The 16,350-nt window shown below is 74.1% G+C and carries 13 protein-coding genes; 5 read left to right on the forward strand and 8 right to left on the reverse strand.

Annotated features, from left to right (window positions below; genetic code table 11):
* Nucleotides 1-157: 157 nt before the first annotated feature.
* The 7 genes from ACFV1L_RS33995 to ACFV1L_RS34025 all read right to left on the reverse strand — a co-directional run bounded on the left by ACFV1L_RS33995 (nucleotide 158) and on the right by ACFV1L_RS34025 (nucleotide 8,025).
* Nucleotides 158-1,195, reverse strand: a complete 1,038-nt coding sequence (locus ACFV1L_RS33995; RefSeq protein ID WP_380373541.1) for a transposase domain-containing protein — start codon at nucleotides 1,193-1,195, stop codon at nucleotides 158-160.
* Between the two features lie 273 nt (nucleotides 1,196-1,468).
* Nucleotides 1,469-2,308, reverse strand: coding sequence for an SDR family NAD(P)-dependent oxidoreductase (locus tag ACFV1L_RS34000; protein WP_380373543.1), 840 nt, complete (start codon nucleotides 2,306-2,308; stop codon nucleotides 1,469-1,471).
* On the reverse strand, nucleotides 2,305-3,648 hold the full coding sequence (locus ACFV1L_RS34005) for a protoporphyrinogen/coproporphyrinogen oxidase (protein ID WP_380373545.1): 1,344 nt from the start codon (nucleotides 3,646-3,648) through the stop codon (nucleotides 2,305-2,307). The genes ACFV1L_RS34000 and ACFV1L_RS34005 overlap by 4 nt, the downstream gene beginning before the upstream one ends.
* Nucleotides 3,649-3,729: 81 nt before the next feature.
* On the reverse strand, nucleotides 3,730-4,686 hold the full coding sequence (locus ACFV1L_RS34010; RefSeq protein WP_380373547.1) for an enoyl-CoA hydratase/isomerase family protein: 957 nt from the start codon (nucleotides 4,684-4,686) through the stop codon (nucleotides 3,730-3,732).
* Nucleotides 4,687-4,742: 56 nt separating this feature from the next.
* Nucleotides 4,743-6,140: a flavin monoamine oxidase family protein gene (locus ACFV1L_RS34015; protein WP_380373549.1), complete on the reverse strand. Its 1,398-nt coding sequence runs from the start codon at nucleotides 6,138-6,140 to the stop codon at nucleotides 4,743-4,745.
* Between the two features lie 4 nt (nucleotides 6,141-6,144).
* A complete protein-coding gene (locus ACFV1L_RS34020) occupies nucleotides 6,145-7,158 on the reverse strand; it encodes an oxidoreductase (protein ID WP_380373551.1) in 1,014 nt (337 codons plus the stop codon).
* A 414-nt stretch (nucleotides 7,159-7,572) separates the two neighbouring features.
* Nucleotides 7,573-8,025, reverse strand: coding sequence for a MarR family winged helix-turn-helix transcriptional regulator (locus tag ACFV1L_RS34025; protein ID WP_051653290.1), 453 nt, complete (start codon nucleotides 8,023-8,025; stop codon nucleotides 7,573-7,575).
* Between the two features lie 254 nt (nucleotides 8,026-8,279).
* On the opposite strand from ACFV1L_RS34025, the gene ACFV1L_RS34030 reads away from it, so the two are divergent.
* Genes ACFV1L_RS34030 through ACFV1L_RS34040 form a run of 3 tightly spaced genes read left to right on the forward strand, consistent with a single transcriptional unit; the run spans nucleotide 8,280 to nucleotide 12,017 of the window.
* The gene (locus ACFV1L_RS34030) at nucleotides 8,280-8,804 is read left to right on the forward strand and encodes a (2Fe-2S)-binding protein (protein WP_380373554.1); all 525 of its coding nucleotides are present in this window, start codon (nucleotides 8,280-8,282) and stop codon (nucleotides 8,802-8,804) included.
* Nucleotides 8,804-9,778 carry an FAD binding domain-containing protein gene (locus tag ACFV1L_RS34035; RefSeq protein WP_380373556.1) on the forward strand — a complete coding sequence of 325 codons (975 nt, stop codon included), beginning with the start codon at nucleotides 8,804-8,806 and terminating at the stop codon, nucleotides 9,776-9,778. The genes ACFV1L_RS34030 and ACFV1L_RS34035 overlap by 1 nt, the downstream gene beginning before the upstream one ends.
* A gap of 1 nt (nucleotide 9,779) precedes the next feature.
* Entirely contained in the window at nucleotides 9,780-12,017 is a 2,238-nt protein-coding gene (locus ACFV1L_RS34040; RefSeq protein ID WP_380373559.1) for a xanthine dehydrogenase family protein molybdopterin-binding subunit, read from the forward strand.
* A 61-nt stretch (nucleotides 12,018-12,078) separates the two neighbouring features.
* Here the strand turns inward: ACFV1L_RS34040 and ACFV1L_RS34045 are convergent, their stop codons facing one another.
* The gene (locus ACFV1L_RS34045) at nucleotides 12,079-13,605 is read right to left on the reverse strand and encodes a GMC oxidoreductase (RefSeq protein ID WP_380373561.1); all 1,527 of its coding nucleotides are present in this window, start codon (nucleotides 13,603-13,605) and stop codon (nucleotides 12,079-12,081) included.
* Nucleotides 13,606-14,137: 532 nt separating this feature from the next.
* Here ACFV1L_RS34045 and ACFV1L_RS34050 point away from each other — a divergent pair.
* On the forward strand, nucleotides 14,138-15,313 hold the full coding sequence (locus tag ACFV1L_RS34050; RefSeq protein ID WP_380373562.1) for an XdhC family protein: 1,176 nt from the start codon (nucleotides 14,138-14,140) through the stop codon (nucleotides 15,311-15,313).
* A 226-nt stretch (nucleotides 15,314-15,539) separates the two neighbouring features.
* On the forward strand, nucleotides 15,540-16,301 hold the full coding sequence (locus ACFV1L_RS34055) for a polyprenol monophosphomannose synthase (RefSeq protein WP_380373565.1): 762 nt from the start codon (nucleotides 15,540-15,542) through the stop codon (nucleotides 16,299-16,301).
* Nucleotides 16,302-16,350: the final 49 nt, after the last annotated feature.

Consider the following 16,350-nt stretch of genomic DNA (forward strand, 5'->3'; position numbering starts at 1 on the left):
CCGGCGCGGGTCAACGATTTACCGGGCGCCCCGGTTAAATCACCGGGACGCCCCTGGGGACGGCATGCCGAAATCCGCCACCGACTCTTTCCGGAATGTCGGCGACGGAATTGAGCCGGCCCGCCGGGGCCGACCGGTCGAAAGGTTTTTCAGCGCATCAGAGATTCCGGTTCTTCGCCAGATTGCGGATCGCGCAGTAGACCAGCAGGTAGCCCCAGAGCTCCTGCTCCATCATTTCCGGCGAGCGCGAGCGCATCGCCTTCTTCGGGGTGCGGCGGAACGCGTCGAGCTGTTCGGCGGCCTCCTCGAAGCGCCAGCGCGCCTCGTAGGCGCCGCGCAGCTCGGCCCGGGACGCCTGCGCCGGGTCGAGCAGGGTGGTGACCAGCCGCTCGGCGCACTTGGCGCCGGTCACCACCCGCACCACCGGGCGGCCGCGGACCGGGTCGTCGGGCCAGCTGGGCGGCACCGACAGGTAGGAGCCGTCGTCCAGGGTCTCGGTGACCGGCAGCCCGGTCGACTGCGGGACGCTCCACAGCAGGTCGGCCCCGGTGGCCAGGGCGGCGCCGGCCAGTTCGGGGACGGCGAACTCGGCGTGGGCGACCAGCAGGTCGCCGGGCCCGAGCAGCCGGAACAGCTCGTCGGCGGACTTCGCGGGGTCGCCGGTCACCGGCTCCACCTGGGCCCCGATCAGCATGCCGCTGCCGTGTTCGGCGACCACGGCGATCCGCATCCGGGGGGTGCCCGGTGCGCCGCCCTGCGCCGCGTGGTCGGGGACGTTGACGGTGCCGCCGGTCAGCGTCCACAGGCGCGCCCGGCGGAACCGGGGGGCGCCCTCGGCGGGCGGGCGGACGGCGGTCTGCGCGAACAGCTCCCTGAGCGGCTGGATGCCCAGGCGCATCCGGGCCCGGGAGATGGCGGCGGTGGAGGGCACGCAGCTCAGGCTGAGCACGCCGGTGGGGTCGGACAGGGCGAGGCCCTCGGAGAGCAGCCGGGCCAGTTCCTCGTACGGCTTGTACGGGAACAGGCACATCGCCAGCACGTAGTAGACGGTGATCAGCGGCGGTAAGAGCCGGGTCCGTATTCCGGCCCGGCCGCTGGCGCGAATGGCCCCGTCGACCCGGTCGGGCGGGAACGCCCAGATGAGAATGCCAATGGCGAGCCGGTCGGAGAGCCTCTCCTCGGCGGTTGACTTCATCGAAATCCCCCCAGTGTTTCGAACGGGAATCCCGGGGCGATCGTCGTCGATTCCGCCCGCGGATTCCCCGCGATGTTCCTGCGCCGCACGCCCCACTGCCCGGCGGGCCCGCCGGAAAATGATTCTCCCGTTCATTCTCCGGCGCGTTCTCTCCGGGCGGTCGCGGCGGTCGACGGGTCGGGCCGCGACGGGACGGGACTCCGGTCCGGTGGGGCGGACCGGTGTCCCGCGGTCGGTGGTGTCAGTCGGGGCGGCCCCCCGCTCCGCCGACGGTCACGGCGTACCGCCGTGGGACTTCGGGGTGCGCATCCTGGGCAGCACGACGGTGCGCAGCAGCAGGAAGGTCAGGCCGTGCGGCACGTGCCGGCCGGCCAGGCCCTGCAGTTTGGCCATCGGACCGGGCACCGACACCCGCCGGCCCCAGCGGGCCGCCCGCAGCCCGGCCTTGGCGACCGTCTCGGGCGTCTGCCAGGCGAACCAGCGGCGCTCTTCCAGTTCCTGGGCGCCGCCGACGGCCATGAACTCGCTGCGCACCGGGCCGGGTGCGAGCAGGGTGCAGCTGACGCCGGTGCCGCGCAGTTCGCCGTGCAGCGATTCGGCGAAGGTGTTCACGAAGGCCTTGGTCGCGGCGTAGGTGGCGGCGGTCGGCACCGGCTGCATGCCGGCGGTGGAGCCGGTGAACAGGATCCGGCCGCTGCGCCGGGCCAGCATGCCGGGCAGCACGGCGAGGGTGAGTTCGTGCACCGCGACGGCGTTGACCTCGACCTCCTGGGCCTCGCGCCGGGCGTCGCCGCCGGCCAGCGGCCCGCAGGTGGTGAAGCCGGCGTTGTTGGCCAGGATGGCGATCTCCAGGCCGGCGAGGTGTTCGCACAGGGCGGCGCGCTCGGCCCGGTCGGCGAGGTCGCACTCGCGGACCTCGACGGCGACCCGGTGGCGTTCGCGCAGTTCCTGGGCGAGGCGTTCCAGGCGGTCCTTGCGGCGGGCGACGAGTTGCAGGCGGTGGCCGCGGCCGGCGAGCTGGTGGGCGAGCGCCTCGCCGATGCCGGAGGACGCGCCGGTGACCACGGCCCAGCCGTCGCGGCGGCGCGAGCGGCCGAACGGCAGGCCGGTCACCGTGCCACCGCCGGGGCGAGGGCGAGGTGGTCGATCAGGCGGTCGCCGGCGGCGTTGCCGGCCCGGGTGCAGGCCTCGATGGAGACGCCCCACAGGTAGTCGCCGGAGAGCTCCAGGCCGGGCAGGCTCTGCACGGACCGGCGCACCTCGTTCAGGAAGTCGCCGTGGTACGGCAGGTAGGCGCTGTACGCGGCGGGCCAGATCTTGCCGACCGAGCGGACCGGCTTGGCCCGGCTGACGCCCAGGTAGCGGGTGAGCCGCTGCTCGGCCTGGCCGACCCAGGTGTCCAGCTGTTCGGGGGACAGTTCGGCGTTCTTGGCGCCGGCGCCGCTGAACGTGTAGCGCACGATGTGCCGGTCGTTCATGCCGTACGAGCCGGCGTTGCTGCAGGGCCCGCCGTCGTGGATGGCGAGCGCCCGGACCTCGGCGCTGAACACCGGCCGGTCGTACTCGACGAGCATGACGCTGGACGGGTTGTAGCGGACCTCGGAGAGCCGCTTGGCGAGGCCGGGCAGTTCGTCGCGGACGATGTCGGCGGCGGCGTAGGCGGGGACGGCGACGATCACGCCGGCGTAGTCGATCTCCTCGACGGGGCCGCCCTGTTCGGACAGCCGCACGCCGGTGACCCGGCCGTCGTGGACCACCAGGCTCTCCACGGTGGTGTTCAGACGGACCGTCACGCGCCGGGAGAACGCCTCCAGGGCGGGCTGGATGCTGTGCACCAGCTGGTCGTAGTGGTCGAGCATCAGCGCCAGGTTGGTGCCGAAGGTGCCGAGGTAGACCTCGTCGGGTTCGGCGCCGTTCATCCGGACGGTCATCGGCCGCAGCAGCACGTTGGCGGTGGCCTCGCCGAAGTGGGCGCTGAGCGGCTGGTGGTCGTGGCGGCGGGACAGTTCGGTGAAGTACGCCGAGCCGAGGAACTTGTTCGACTCGTCGAGGCGGATCCGGGCGGCCATGGCCGCGAGCCGGGCGAGGTCGCGCGGCGAGCTCATCCGGCGGATGTTGGCCAGTGAGCGGCCGCGGCGGGTGCTGTCCAGGGTCAGCACCTCGTCCTCCTTCATGAAGGAGGTGTTGATGCCGAACGACTCCCACTGGTAGTGGCCGATGGAGTCGAGCCAGGCGCGGAACGCGTGGTAGCGCCGGCCGATGTTCTTGCCGCCCATCATCACCGGGCGGTCCCCCAGGTTGCCGACGCCGAACCGGCCTCCGAGCCTGTCCTCGCGTTCGATGAGGTCGACCTCGAACCCGGCCCGTTCCAGGCGCAGCGCCGCGGACAGGCCCGAGATGCCGCTGCCGACGACCGCGACTCGCGTTCCGTTTCCGACCAGCTTTCCCAGCATGGTGCACACTCTCCCTACGTTAAGCGGGGCCATGACGAGCTATCAGATCTTTTTGCAGAAGCCTGGACGGCGGCGGCCCGGTCAGGGCAGCTCGGCCGCCGCGGCACCGGCCTGCCAGGCGGGCAGGAAGTCGCCCGCGAACGCCGCGGGGTCGCCGCCGTGCACGCGCCGGTGGGCCCGGACGTCCTCCAGGTAGCGGCGCAGCGCCGCGTGGGTGCTCGGCCGGCTGGCCAGGGCCAGGAAGCGGGCCCGCTCGACGGCGAAGCCGCGGCCGAAGCGGCCCGAACCGGCGTAGTGCACGGCCTGCTTGACGGACCGTACGGAGCCGGGGGCGCGCCGGGCGAGCCGGGCGGCGGTCTCCGCGGCCTCGGCGCGCACCTCGTCGTGGTCGACCACCCGGTGCACGATGCCGGCCTCCAGGGCGGCGGCGGGGCCGAACAGCCGTCCTTCCAGGAGCTGTTCGACGGCGCGGCCGGCGCCGAGGGTCTCGGCGAGCAGCTGGCTGCCGCCGCCGCCGGGCAGCAGGCCGAAGGCGATCTCCATCAGGCCGACCCGGTAGGGGCCGTCGCCCATGATCCGCACGTCGCAGGCGAGGGCGAGTTCGAAGCCGCCGCCCAGGGCGAGGCCGTCGATCGCCGCGACGTGGACCATGTCGCTGTTGCGGATGCGCCGGACCACGTCGTGGAAGGCCAGCAGGGCCTGCATGCCGGCCACCGGGGTGCGGTCCAGCAGGCCGCGCATCCCGGGGACCTTGCCGAGCGCGGCGACCAGGCGCAGCGGGGCGGGGGCGAGCCGGGAGGAGATCTCCATGCCGCCGGCCTCGGCGCCGGCCAGCAGTTCCTCGATGTCGTAGTGGCCGAGGAAGACGCCGGGCACGGCGCTGGCGAGCACCACGGCCCGGACGGTCGGGTCCCGCTCGGCCCTGGCGAGCGTGTCGGCGAGGTCGGCCAGCAGTGCGCCGGTCAGGAAGTTGAAGGGTTCGTTGCGCAGGCGCACGGTCAGTACCGCACCGTGCCGTTCCGTCTCCAAGCTGGTCATCGCAGTCTCCTGGGGTCGGGACCGGGTCGGGGTCCGCGGACTCCGCCGACGGGTCGTCAGGCGGGTCGGACGGCCGCCCGGTCGATCGCGGCGAGCACCTCGGCCGCGGCGCGTTCGCCGGAGGTCACGGCGCCTTCCATGCCTCCGTAGTCCTTGAGGACGGTCTCCGAGCCGGCCCAGTGCACCGGCCCGTGGGGTTCGGCGAGGGTGCGCACCGCGCCGGTCATGGCGCCGAGCGCGGGCAGGCCGAAGTAGCCGCCGCGGGACCACGGGTCGGCCGCCCAGTCCTTCTCGACGTACAGCTCGGGCGTGCCGGCCTGCGGGCCGAACAGCCGGACCAGGCTGTCGAGCACCGCCCGGCGGCGTTCGTCCTCGGGCCTGGCGGCCAGTTCGCCGGCCCGGGCGCCGGGCACGAAGCCCACCAGTACGCCCGAACTGCCTTCGTCCGGACCGGAGTTGTCGAACACGGCGGTCAGCGGTCCGCGTTCGGTGAGCGCCTTGCCGCTGAGTCCGCGCTCGCGCCAGAACGGCCGGTCGTACAGCGCGGACACCTTGGTGACGGCGCCCATCGGGACGCTGCGCAGCGCGGTGGCGCGGCCGTGCGGCAGGCCGGGCTCGAACCGGATGCCGGCGGCGAGTTGCGGCGGCACGGCGACCACCGCCCGGCGGGCCCGGACGGCGCCCCGGGCGGACTCCGCCTCGACGCCGCCGGCGGTGAGGCGGATCTCCGTGACCGGGGCCTCCAGCAGGACGCGTTCGCCGAGGCCGTCGGCGAGGAACCGGGCGACCCGGGCGGCGCCGCCGGTGATCCGGTCCTGGATCTTGGTGGTGGTGAGGTTGTCGAACTTGCCGGTGCTGCCGATGTACGCCAGCGCCTGGAGCAGGTTGAGTTCGTGCGGCGCCGCGCCCCACATGGTGGTGAAGGCCAGGTCGAGCAGGGCGCGGCCCTCCCGGCTGCGGGTGTGGCGGTCCAGCCAGTCGCCGACGCTGGTGTCGTCCAGCCGGTCGGCGCCGGGCGCGTGCCAGGGGGTGCGCACCGGCACGGCGGCGACCAGGCGGTCCAGCCGGAACCGGGCGAGGGCGACGTCGAGCAGCGCCAGCGGCTTCAACGGCGGGACGGCGCCGCGCTGGTGGCGCAGTTCGCCGGAGATCTCCAGCAGGTCGGCGCCCCGGTCGTGGTTGCGGTAGAGCGTCGCGCCGGCCTCGTGGGCGAGCCGGCCCATCCGCTCGTTGCCGTCGGCCAGCCACTGGCCGCCGAGTTCCAGCACGGTGCCGTCGTCGGCGGTGCGGCCGAGGGTGCGGCCGCCGACCCGGTCGCGGGCCTCCAGGACCAGCGGTTCCAGGCCCGCGCGCAGCAGTTCGCGCGCGGCGGTCAGGCCGGCCAGCCCGGCGCCCACCACGACCACGTCGGCCTCGCGGGGGGCCGCCGTCCTGCGTTTCCGCTCCGCTGCCATGGCGTCAGCCCTCCTGCTCGTCGGTGGTGGAGCCGGCCGCCGGGCGGCCGGCGGTGAAGTCGTGGTCGACCTTGACGGCCTCGGCGGTGACCTCCCAGAGGCGGGCGGCGGTGGCGCCGTCCCGGGCCCGCCTGTGCGGCACGGCGACGCCGGGGGTGCCGCGGTAGCCGCCCAGGCTGCGCGGGCCGACGAGGACGCCGCCGGGCAGGCCGGGCAGGGTGGCGGCGCACAGCGTGGGGAGCGCGCCGGGCAGCGCGGCGGTCGCGAACAGCGCGTTGCTGACGCCCATGACGGCGCGCATCAGCGGCCCCTGGCCGGCGAGTTGGAGGTTGGTGGCGGCGTAGCCGGGGTGCGCGGCGTAGGCCCGCAGGCGGCTGCCGGCCGCGACGGCCCGCCGGTCGAGTTCGGCGGTGTAGAGCAGGTTGGCGAGCTTGGAGCGGCCGTACGCACCGTAACGGGAGTAGCGGCGTTCGCTGTGCAGGTCGTCGAAGTCGATCGTGCCGAACGCGTGAAAGGTGCTGCTGACTGTCACCACCCGGGCCGCGGGGGCGGCGAGCAGGGCGGGCAGCAGCAGTCCGGTCAGTGCGAAGTGGCCGAAATGATTGGTTCCCAGCTGGAGTTCGAATCCGTCGGCGGTGGTGCGGCGGGGCGGGGCCATCACGCCGGCGTTGTTGATCAGCAGGTCGAGCGCGCCGGCCTCGTCGGCGAACCGGTCCGCGAAGGCGCGGACGGAGGCCAGGTCGGCGAGGTCCAGGCGACGGACCCGGAGCCGGGCGCCGGGGGCGGCGGCGCCGATCTCGGCCGCCGCGGCGGCGCCGCGGGCGGTGTCCCGGACGGCGAGCACCACCTCCGCGCCGGCCCGGGCGAGTTCGCGGGCGGTGACCAGGCCGATGCCGCTGTTCGCGCCGGTGACCACGGCCAGTTTCCCGGTCAGGTCGGGGATCCGGTCGACGCCCCAGTTCCGCGGGATGTCGTGGGTGGCGCCGAAGAGCGGGGCGCCGGGGCTGGGCAGCGGCATAGAGGGCCTCCAGGGCGAAGTTCCGTCGTTCTGCGGTTCCTGCGCCGCGAGGTGCGCGGGTCGGTTCGACCGGCTCACGGGCTCGGGTTCGGCGGTGACCGGTGGGCTCACGGGGCGGGCGGGGCCTGCGCGGGTGTCCCTCGACTGTCGTCACCGGATGGGGAGGTGCACGGTCTGGCGGTGCGTCAACTCCATAGACACTCGCCTACCGGACGATGACTGTCAAGCGCTTGATTATCGCCAAGCAGCTCACACTCTCCGCCCCCGGAACCCCACCGGCCCCCGGGCGCAACCGGCCCCCGACGCCGGGATCCGGACATGCGAAGACCCGCCGGGGCGACACTCGGACCCCCGACGGGTCAAGAACCGGCAAAACCGCGAATGGTGCCTGTCAGCAAGCGAATTGACGCGCTGTCACCGCACCGGGCGGACCCGGCTGCGGCCCTCCAGGCCGACCGCCAGCTCCTCCAGCAGCCGGCGCAGCCGCTCCGCCTCGTCGACGCCGACGATCCGGGCGATCTCCCGCTCCAGCTCGATCATCGCGGCGTCGGCCTTGGCCAGCAGGTCGTCCCCGGTGGGGGTGATCCACAGCTCGACCACGTTGCGGTGCCGGGTGTTGGGCTGGCGCTCGATCAGGCCGCGCTGCTCCAGCCGCACCGTCAGCCCGGCGATGTTCTGCGGGGTGACCCCCAGTTCGCGGGCCAGCTCCGCCCCGGTCGCACCCGGGTTGGCGGAGACCGCGGCCAGCAGGGAGTAGTGCGCGGATGGCAGTTCGAGAGGTCGCAGGCGCTGCTCCTTGGCGGCGCTCAGTGCACGGTCGCAGCGCCGTTCCGCCCAGATCACGCGGTTGAACCCCTCGTTGGTCATGGCCCCTAAGGTAGCCCACCGAGCACGTGTAAAGCACTTGACGTACGTCATGCACTTGAGGAAGCTGGGTGCGGCGGGACCGCCGCCGCCCCGTGGCAGCCGCCGTCCCCCTGGCAGAACCATGGCGCGCGTCCGAGGCGATTTCCATCCTCCGCGCACTCCCTTCTGTCACCGGCCCACCGGTTCCAGCCGATCCACCCTGCCCGTCCCGCCCGCAGTGCCCCGCGCACTTCAACGATCCCGGGGGAGGATCCATGACGGATTCCACCGCACCACTCCCGCCGAGCGGCGACCACCACGTGCCGCTCGAACTGCAGGTCAACGGCCGCGCCGCCCGCCTGCGCGCCGACATTCGCACCACCCTGCTCGACGCGCTGCGCGACGGCCTCGGCCTGACCGGCAGCAAGAAGGGGTGCGACCGCGGGCAGTGCGGCGCCTGCACCGTGCACGTCGACGGCCGCCGGGTGCTGTCCTGCCTCACCCTCGCCGTCGGCGCGCAGGGCAAGCAGGTCACCACCATCGAGGGCGTCGCCGAGGACGACCGGCTCAGCCCCGTCCAGCAGGCCTTCGTCGACCACGACGGCTTCCAGTGCGGCTTCTGCACACCCGGCCAGATCATGTCGGCGATCTGCGCGATCCGGGACGGCGACACCGGCTCCGACGCCGCCGTCCGCGAGGCCATGTCCGGAAACATCTGCCGCTGCGGCGCGTACGAGGGCATCCTGCGGGCGGTGCGCAGCGCCGCCGAGCAGACCGCCCGGCAGGAGGGGACCGGCTGATGCGCCCCTTCGACTACGCCGCGCCCCGCACCGTCGAGGAGGCCCTCGCCCAGCACGCCGACGGCGCGGCCTACCTGGCCGGCGGGACGTCCCTGGTGGACCTGATGAAGCTCGACGTGGCCCGCCCGCACCGGGTGGTGGACGTCAACTCCCTTCCCCTGCACGGCATCACCACCGACGACCGGGGCCTGCACCTGAGCGCCCTGGAACGCCTCGGCGACCTCGCCCGGCACCCCGCGGTGGCCGTCGGCCACCCCGTCCTGCGCCAGGCGCTGCTGGCCAGCGCCTCCCCGCAGCTGCGCAACATGGCCACCATCGGCGGCAACCTGCTCCAGCGCACCCGCTGCGGCTACTTCCGGGACACCGCCGCCGCCTGCAACAAGCGCGAACCCGGCAGCGGCTGCGCCGCCCGCACCGGCGACAACCGCGGCCACGCGGTGCTCGGCACCAGCCCGTCCTGCGTCGCCACCCACCCCAGCGACCCGGCCGTGGCGCTGTCCGCGCTCGACGCGGTGCTCGAACTGCACGGCGCCGACGGGGTGCGCGAGGTCCCGCTGAACGCCTTCTACCGGCTGCCCGGCGAGACCCCGCAGACCGAGACGGTGCTGCGCCCCGGCGAACTGATCACCCGGGTCACCGTGCCGCCGCTGCCGGGCGCGGACCGGTCGGTGTACGTCAAGGTGCGCGACCGGCGCTCCTACGAGTTCGCGCTGGTGTCCGCCGCCGTCGCGGTCGACCTGCACGACGGCGAGGTCCGCGGCGTGCGGATCGCGCTGGGCGGAGTCGCGCCCCGGCCCTGGCGCGCCCACGCGGCCGAACAGGCCCTTCGCGGGCGGGAGTTCACCCGGGCCAACGCCCTGGAGGCGGCCGCCGCGGCGGCCGACGGGGCCGAGCCGCTGAGCGGCAACGCCTTCAAGATCGAGCTGGTCCGACGGACCGTCGGCTACGCACTCACCCGGCTGGGAGGCCGATGACATGGCCGAGCCCCTGATCGGCACCGCCACCGCCCGGGTCGACGGCACGGCCAAGGTCACCGGCCGGGCCGACTACGCCGCCGACCGCACCGAGCCCGGCCTCGCCCACGGCTACCTGGTGCTGAGCACCGCCGGGCGCGGCACCCTGCGGTCGATGGACGTCGCCGCCGCGGAGGCCGCCGACGGCGTCCTCGCGGTCTACTCGCCGTTCAACCCGCTCAAGCTGCACCGGATCAAGACCACCCCCGACGTCTGCTTCGTCGGCCAGTTCTGGCTGCCGCTGCAGGACCAGGAGATCCGCCACTACGGCCAGATCATCGGCCTGGTGGTCGCGGAGACCTTCGAGCAGGCCCGGCACGCGGCCTCGCTGATCCGCACCGAGTACGACCTCCGGCCGGTGCGCGCGGACTTCGCCGCCCGGACCGGCGACGCGGTGCCGCCGCCGATCGCCATCAACCACGAGGACCCCCAGGTCGACCTGCTGGCCGAGGAGTTCGGCACCGTCGACGAGGCGCTGGCCGCCGGCCCGGTGCAGGTGCGCGCCACCTACACGCAGCCGCCGGAGGCCCCGCTCGCGCTGGAGCCGCACGCCGCCCTGGCCTCCTGGTCGGACGGCGTGCTGACGCTCCGGGTCGGCTCGCAGAGTCCGGTGGGCGGGGCGCTCGCCGCCGCCGAGACCCTCGGCCTCGGCCTGGACCAGGTCCGGGTGCTCAGCCCGTACGTCGGCGGCGCGTTCGGCGGGAAGCTGTACATCTGGCCGCACCCGCTGCTGACCGCCGCCGCCGCCCGGGAGCTGGGCCGCCCGGTGCGCACCGTGCTGACCCAGGAGCAGGTCTTCACCACCGTCGGGCACCGCTCCGCCGTCTCGCAGACCCTCGCCCTCGCGGCGGAGCGGGACGGCACGCTGGTGGCCGTCAAGCACGACGCGGTGTCGAGCCTCTCGCTGTCCGGGGTGATCTACGAGACGGCCGCGCACACCACCTCGCGCTACACCTACAAGTCGCCCAGCCTGCACGTCGGACAGCGCATCGTCCCGCTGGACAGCCCGCCCACCACCTGGGTCCGGGCGCCCGGCGAGGCCCCCGGGGCGTTCGCGCTGGAGAGCGCGATGGACGAGCTGGCGACGGAGCTGGCGCTCGACCCGGTCGAGCTGCGGATGCGCAACTACGCCACCGTCTTCCCCGGCCGCGGCGTCCGGTGGTCCGGCAAGCACCTCGACGAGTGCTACCGGGTCGGCGCGGAGCGCTTCGGCTGGCAGCCGCGCACCGCCCCCCGGCCGCGGCCCGCCGAGGACTCCGACGAGGTGTGGCTGACCGGCACCGGCATGGCCGGCGCCACCTACCCGGGCAACCTGCTGCCGACCACGCTGGCGAACGTCCGGCTGCGGGCCGACGGCACGGCGACCGTCGCCACCGCCACCTCCGACCCGGGCACCGGGATGCGGACCGTGCTCGCCATGGTCTGCGCCGACGACCTCGGCATCCCGGTCGAACGGGTCGAGGCCCTGCTCGGCGACTCCGCACTGCCCCTGAACTACGGCGCGTTCGCCTCGATGGGGACGTCCAGCTCGGCCGGCGCGGTGCGCTCGGCGACCACCGCCCTCAAGCGGAGCCTGCTCGACCTGGCGGCCACCGACGCCCGTTCGCCCTTCCACGGGCTGGCCGCCGACGCGCTGGCGTACCGCGACGGCCGGGTGGTCGGCGGCGGGCACAGCCTCACCTTCGCCGAACTGCTCGCCGCCACCGGCCGCTCCGAGCTCGACTCCCCCGGCGCCTCGGCCCCGGGCGCCGAGCGCCTGCGGTTCGCGGTGCACTCCTTCGGCGCGCACTTCTGCGAGGTGCGGGTCAACCGGTGGACCGGCGAGGTCCGGCTGGACCGGTGGACCAGCGTCATCGACGGCGGCACCATCATCAACCCGCGGACGGCGCGCGCCCAGATCGTCGGCGGCATCCTGTTCGGCATCGGCCAGGCCCTGCTGGAGGGGATCCGGGTGGAGCCGGACACCGGCCGGTTCGCCAACGGCAACCTCGCCGACTACCTGGTGCCGGTGCACGCCGACATGCCGGACTTCGACATCCACTTCCTCGACCACCCGGACACCGACTTCACCCCGCTCGGCGCCCGCGGCATCGGCGAGCTGGGCGTGGTCGGCGCGGCCGCGGCCATCGCCAACGCGGTGCACGACGCCACCGGCCGGCGGGTGCGCGACCTGCCCATCACCGTCGACAAGCTGCTCTGACCGCACGCGGACGTGCGAGAACGCCGTACGCCCGGCAGGAATCCGCCGGGCGTACGGCAGTTCAGCCGCCGTTCGCGAGGATGTCGTCCATCGCGCGCTCGGCGAGGCCGGCGATCAGCAGCGAGGGGTTGGCCCCGCCGGCGTTCCCGGGGACCAGCGAGCCGTCGACCGCGTACAGGCCCCGGTAGCCGGCCACCCGGCCGTAGAGGTCGGTCGCGGCGCCGATCGGACAGCCGCCGAGCGGGTGCGCGGTGCCGCCGGTCGGCGGCAGCACCGGGGACGGCGCCGCCATCCCCCGGCCGATGACCATCTGGCTGAACGCGGCGGCCGCCGCCTCCGGGGCGGCGTTCTTCTCCGGCCCCCAGTCGAGCATCTTGACCTGGTCGCTGGCCCGGTCGTACGTCCAGGTGCCGCGGTTGTCCATGTCCACCGCGACGCTGAACTGCGACAGGTAGGGCTCGCCGCCGAACGCCAGCGCGTACCAGTTCTCGACCCGCATCGGCATCCCGAACCCGTCGTCGACGAAGACCGCCGAGGCGCAGGGCGCGCCCTGGCTGGCGCCGGTCGCGCCGTCGAAGCCGCGGTAGACGAAGGCGTCGCCGTTGCCGCCCCAGTTGGTGCCGACGTGCTCGTTGAGCTCGGGGAGCTCGCCGGTGTCCCGGGCCCGGACCAGCAGGCGGGTGGTGTTCACCGAACCCGCCGCCAGGAACAGCATCTCGCAGTGGAGTTCGCGACTGGCGACGATGCCGCCGCCCGGCGCGTGCTGCTGGACGCGGACCGTGTAGCCGCGCCCGCCGGGTCCGGTGGTGACGGAGGTGACCTCGGTCAGCTGGCTGATCCGGACGTTCCCGGTGGCCAGCGCGGCCGGCAGGTAGTTCTGCGTCAGGTCGTTCTTCGCGCCGTTGCTGTTGCCGAACGAGGACTCGCCGATCACCGAGGACGGCCGCAGCCGCCCGGCCAGCTCGCCGCGCACCCGGCTCCAGTTGAACGTGGTGCGGATCGGCGTGGTCGGGAACCCGGCGCGCTTGAGCTGCGCGTCGAACGCCCGGGAGTGGGTGAACGGGTCGGCCGCGTAGATGTCGTCCGGCATGTACGAGGCGGAGAGCATCTCCCGGACCCGCGGGAAGTGCACCCGGTCCAGTTCGTCGTACCGGACGCCGGCCGGGAAGAGCGCCTCGAAGTAGCGGCGGCGCGGCTGCACCGTCACGCCGGCGTAGACCACGGAGCCGCCGCCCACGCAGGCCGCCGCGCCGATCTGGATCCCGCCGGCGAGCACCACCTCCATCAGGCCGGGCATCCGGTCGATCAGGGTGGGCTGCATGGTGAGCCAGACGGCGAAGTCGTGCTGCCAGAACATCTCGCTGACGGGTGTGAGCTCGTTGCCGAAGACCTGCTCGGTGCCGCTGTACTCCCAGTGCCGGCCGCGTTCCAGGACCAGCGTCGACACGCCGGCCTCGCCGAGCCGCAGCGCGGCGACCGCCCCGCCGAATCCTGATCCGATGACAATCGCCCGGTGCGTTCCGGAGATCCGATGAATTCCGCCGTCCGGGTCGAGATGGAGTGCGCCTCCCCGTTTCACCGTGGCCACACGACGCTCCTTCCGATGAATAGTGCGGTCTTCGCCGGGGGCATTGAATCAAGCACACACCAGTTCGCATGACCTGGCAAGGACAAAATTCTGAACCGGGTATTCCGCTTCACCGCCCGGTGACTTAAGCGGTCCGGCCCGGTGCCGGCCTCCCCCGCGGGCCTTCCGGCCGGCCGTCCGCCGACGGCCCCGACTCGGCGTTCCCCCAGCGAGGAGCGGCCTCGTACGGCCCTCCGAGCAGCGCCGCGGCCGACCGTCCCACATGACGGACGACCCGCCCGGCGGCCTCGGCGCGGCTGCCGGTCTTAAGTCAGCACACCATCGAGAACCGGCGATGAGCACGGTTGACCGGCACACCTCATCGGCTATTCTTGGCAAGGCCGCGAAGGGTGGGAGCGGTGTCGGAATTGCCGGGGCACCGCATTGCACCGGCCTATTCCGGGAGACGCATCGGCGTCCCCTTCCGGCGATCGCCGCACCACCCCAATTCGCATCCCCAGACCCCGACGACGCATTAAAAAAGGGGACGGCAATGCTGGACATCGCCGCAGAACTCGGCGAATGGTGCAGGCAGGACCGCGAGTTCGCCGTCGCCACCCTCGTCACCGTCGACGGCAGCGCCCCCCGGCAGCCCGGGGCCGCCCTCGCCGTCGACCGCGCCGGAACCGCGGTCGGCAGCGTCTCCGGCGGCTGCGTCGAGGGCGCGGTCTACGAGCTCTGCCGGGAGGCCCTGGCGAGCGGCGAACCCGCCCTCGCCCGGTTCGGCCCGGGCACCGACGACCCGTTCGCCGCGCAGCTCACCTGCGGCGGCACCGTCGACCTGCTGGTCACCCCGGTGACCGCCGCGGCCCGCCCGCCGGTCGCCGCCGCCCTCGCCGAGGCCGCCGCCGGCCGCCCCGTCGCCCTCGCGTACGCCGTCGACGGCCCGCCCGGGGTGCTCGGCCGGCCGCTGCTGGTCCGCCCGGACGGCAGCCGCCTCGGCACCCTGGGCGGCGGCGAAGCCCTGGACCGGGCGGCGGCCGGCCGGGCCCGCACCCTGCCCGGCGCCGGGCGCCGCACGGCCCGGATCGTCGTCGGCCCGCGCGAGTCCGGCTGCCCGCGACCGGTCACGCTGTTCGTCGAATGCAGTGTGCCGGCGCCGCGCCTGCTGGTGTTCGGGGCGATCGACTTCGCGGCGGCGCTGACCCGGGTCGGCGCGTTCCTCGGCTACCGCGTCACGGTCTGCGACGCCCGCGCGGTGTTCGCCACCGCCGCCCGCTTCCCCGACGCCGACGAGGTCGTGGTCGACTGGCCGCACCGCTACCTGCGCTCCACCGAGGTCGACGAACGCACCGCGATCTGCGTGCTCACCCACGACCCGAAGTTCGACCTGCCGCTGCTCGAACACGCGCTGACCCTGCCGGTCGCGTACGTCGGCGCGATGGGCAGCCGCCGCACCCACGCCGAGCGCCGGCAGCGGCTGCTGGCCGCCGGCGTCGACGAGCGGCTGCTCGCCCGGCTGCGCAGCCCGATCGGGCTCGACCTGGGCGCCCGCACCCCCGAGGAGACGGCACTGTCGATCGGCGCGGAGATCGTCGCCGCCCGGCACGGCGGCACCGGCCGCCCGCTCTCCGAGACCGCCGACCCGATCCACAAGGACGGCCCCGCGGCGGAGAGTTGCTCCGCCTTCGACACGCCCGGGCCGCTCGCCCCGGCCCGGGTCGCCTGACCCTCCGCCACCTACCCGCGCGGCGCGCCGGGGCGCGCCGCGACCGGCTCGTTCGGGCAGGAACGGCCCAGGTGGGACAGCCCGTCGGCAGGTCGGGGATCGCCTATTCTGACGCCAAGGATCCGAGCGGGAACGCGTCGCCGTCCTGCACGCCGCCGCCCCGCACGTCGGCGCACGGCCGACGGCGCCGGCCGCTCGGCACCGCCGAAGCGAAAGGCACCGAGCAGTGACCTCCCTCCCTGAGACCCCGTTCGCCGGTCTCGGCACGATCCTGGTGATCATCCCGACCTACAACGAGGCCGAGAACGTCGAACGGATCGTCGGCCGGGTCCGCGCCGCCGTCCCCGAGGCCCACGTGCTGGTCGCCGACGACAACAGCCCCGACGGCACCGGCAAGCTGGCCGACGGCCTCGCCGAGGCCGACGAGCAGGTGCGGGTGCTGCACCGCAAGGGCAAGGAGGGGCTCGGCGCGGCCTACCTGGCCGGGTTCCGCTGGGGCCTGGAGAACGGCTACGACGTCCTGGTCGAGATGGACGCGGACGGCTCGCACCAGCCGGAGGAACTGCCCCGGCTGCTCACCGCGCTGCACAGCGCCGACCTGGTGCTGGGCTCCCGCTGGGTGCCGGGCGGCGCGGTGGTGAACTGGCCGAAGTCGCGGCTGCTGCTGTCCAAGGGCGGCTCGACCTACTCGCGGCTGATGCTGAACGTGCCGATCCGCGACGTCACCGGCGGCTACCGGGCGTTCCGCAAGGAGACCCTGCTCGGCCTCGGCATGGACCAGGTCGCCTCGCAGGGCTACTGCTTCCAGGTCGACCTGGCCTGGCGGGCCGTCAAGGCCGGCTTCAAGGTCGCCGAAGTCCCGATCACCTTCGTGGAGCGCGAGCACGGCGCCTCGAAGATGAGCCGCAGCATCGTGGCGGAGGCGCTCTGGCGGGTCACCGCCTGGGGCGTCTCGGACCGGGTCGCCCGGCTCACCGGGAAGCACTGAACCCGGACGCGGAACAGCCGCCGCGGGCCGGGGAGACGCCCTGTCTCCC

Source organism: Kitasatospora sp. NPDC059646, from assembly GCF_042734615.1.
In the GTDB taxonomy this organism is placed as follows: Bacteria; Actinomycetota; Actinomycetes; order Streptomycetales; family Streptomycetaceae; genus Kitasatospora.

Coding starts and splice junctions, on each gene's coding strand:
- ACFV1L_RS33995 (WP_380373541.1), bottom strand. CDS start 1,195: ATGAAGTCAACCGCCGAGGAGAGGCTCTCCGACCGGCTCGCCATTGGC.
- ACFV1L_RS34005 (WP_380373545.1), bottom strand. CDS start 3,648: ATGCTGGGAAAGCTGGTCGGAAACGGAACGCGAGTCGCGGTCGTCGGC.
- ACFV1L_RS34010 (WP_380373547.1), bottom strand. CDS start 4,686: ATGACCAGCTTGGAGACGGAACGGCACGGTGCGGTACTGACCGTGCGC.
- ACFV1L_RS34015 (WP_380373549.1), bottom strand. CDS start 6,140: ATGGCAGCGGAGCGGAAACGCAGGACGGCGGCCCCCCGCGAGGCCGAC.
- ACFV1L_RS34020 (WP_380373551.1), bottom strand. CDS start 7,158: ATGCCGCTGCCCAGCCCCGGCGCCCCGCTCTTCGGCGCCACCCACGAC.
- ACFV1L_RS34025 (WP_051653290.1), bottom strand. CDS start 8,025: ATGACCAACGAGGGGTTCAACCGCGTGATCTGGGCGGAACGGCGCTGC.
- ACFV1L_RS34030 (WP_380373554.1), top strand. CDS start 8,280: ATGACGGATTCCACCGCACCACTCCCGCCGAGCGGCGACCACCACGTG.
- ACFV1L_RS34035 (WP_380373556.1), top strand. CDS start 8,804: ATGCGCCCCTTCGACTACGCCGCGCCCCGCACCGTCGAGGAGGCCCTC.
- ACFV1L_RS34040 (WP_380373559.1), top strand. CDS start 9,780: ATGGCCGAGCCCCTGATCGGCACCGCCACCGCCCGGGTCGACGGCACG.
- ACFV1L_RS34050 (WP_380373562.1), top strand. CDS start 14,138: ATGCTGGACATCGCCGCAGAACTCGGCGAATGGTGCAGGCAGGACCGC.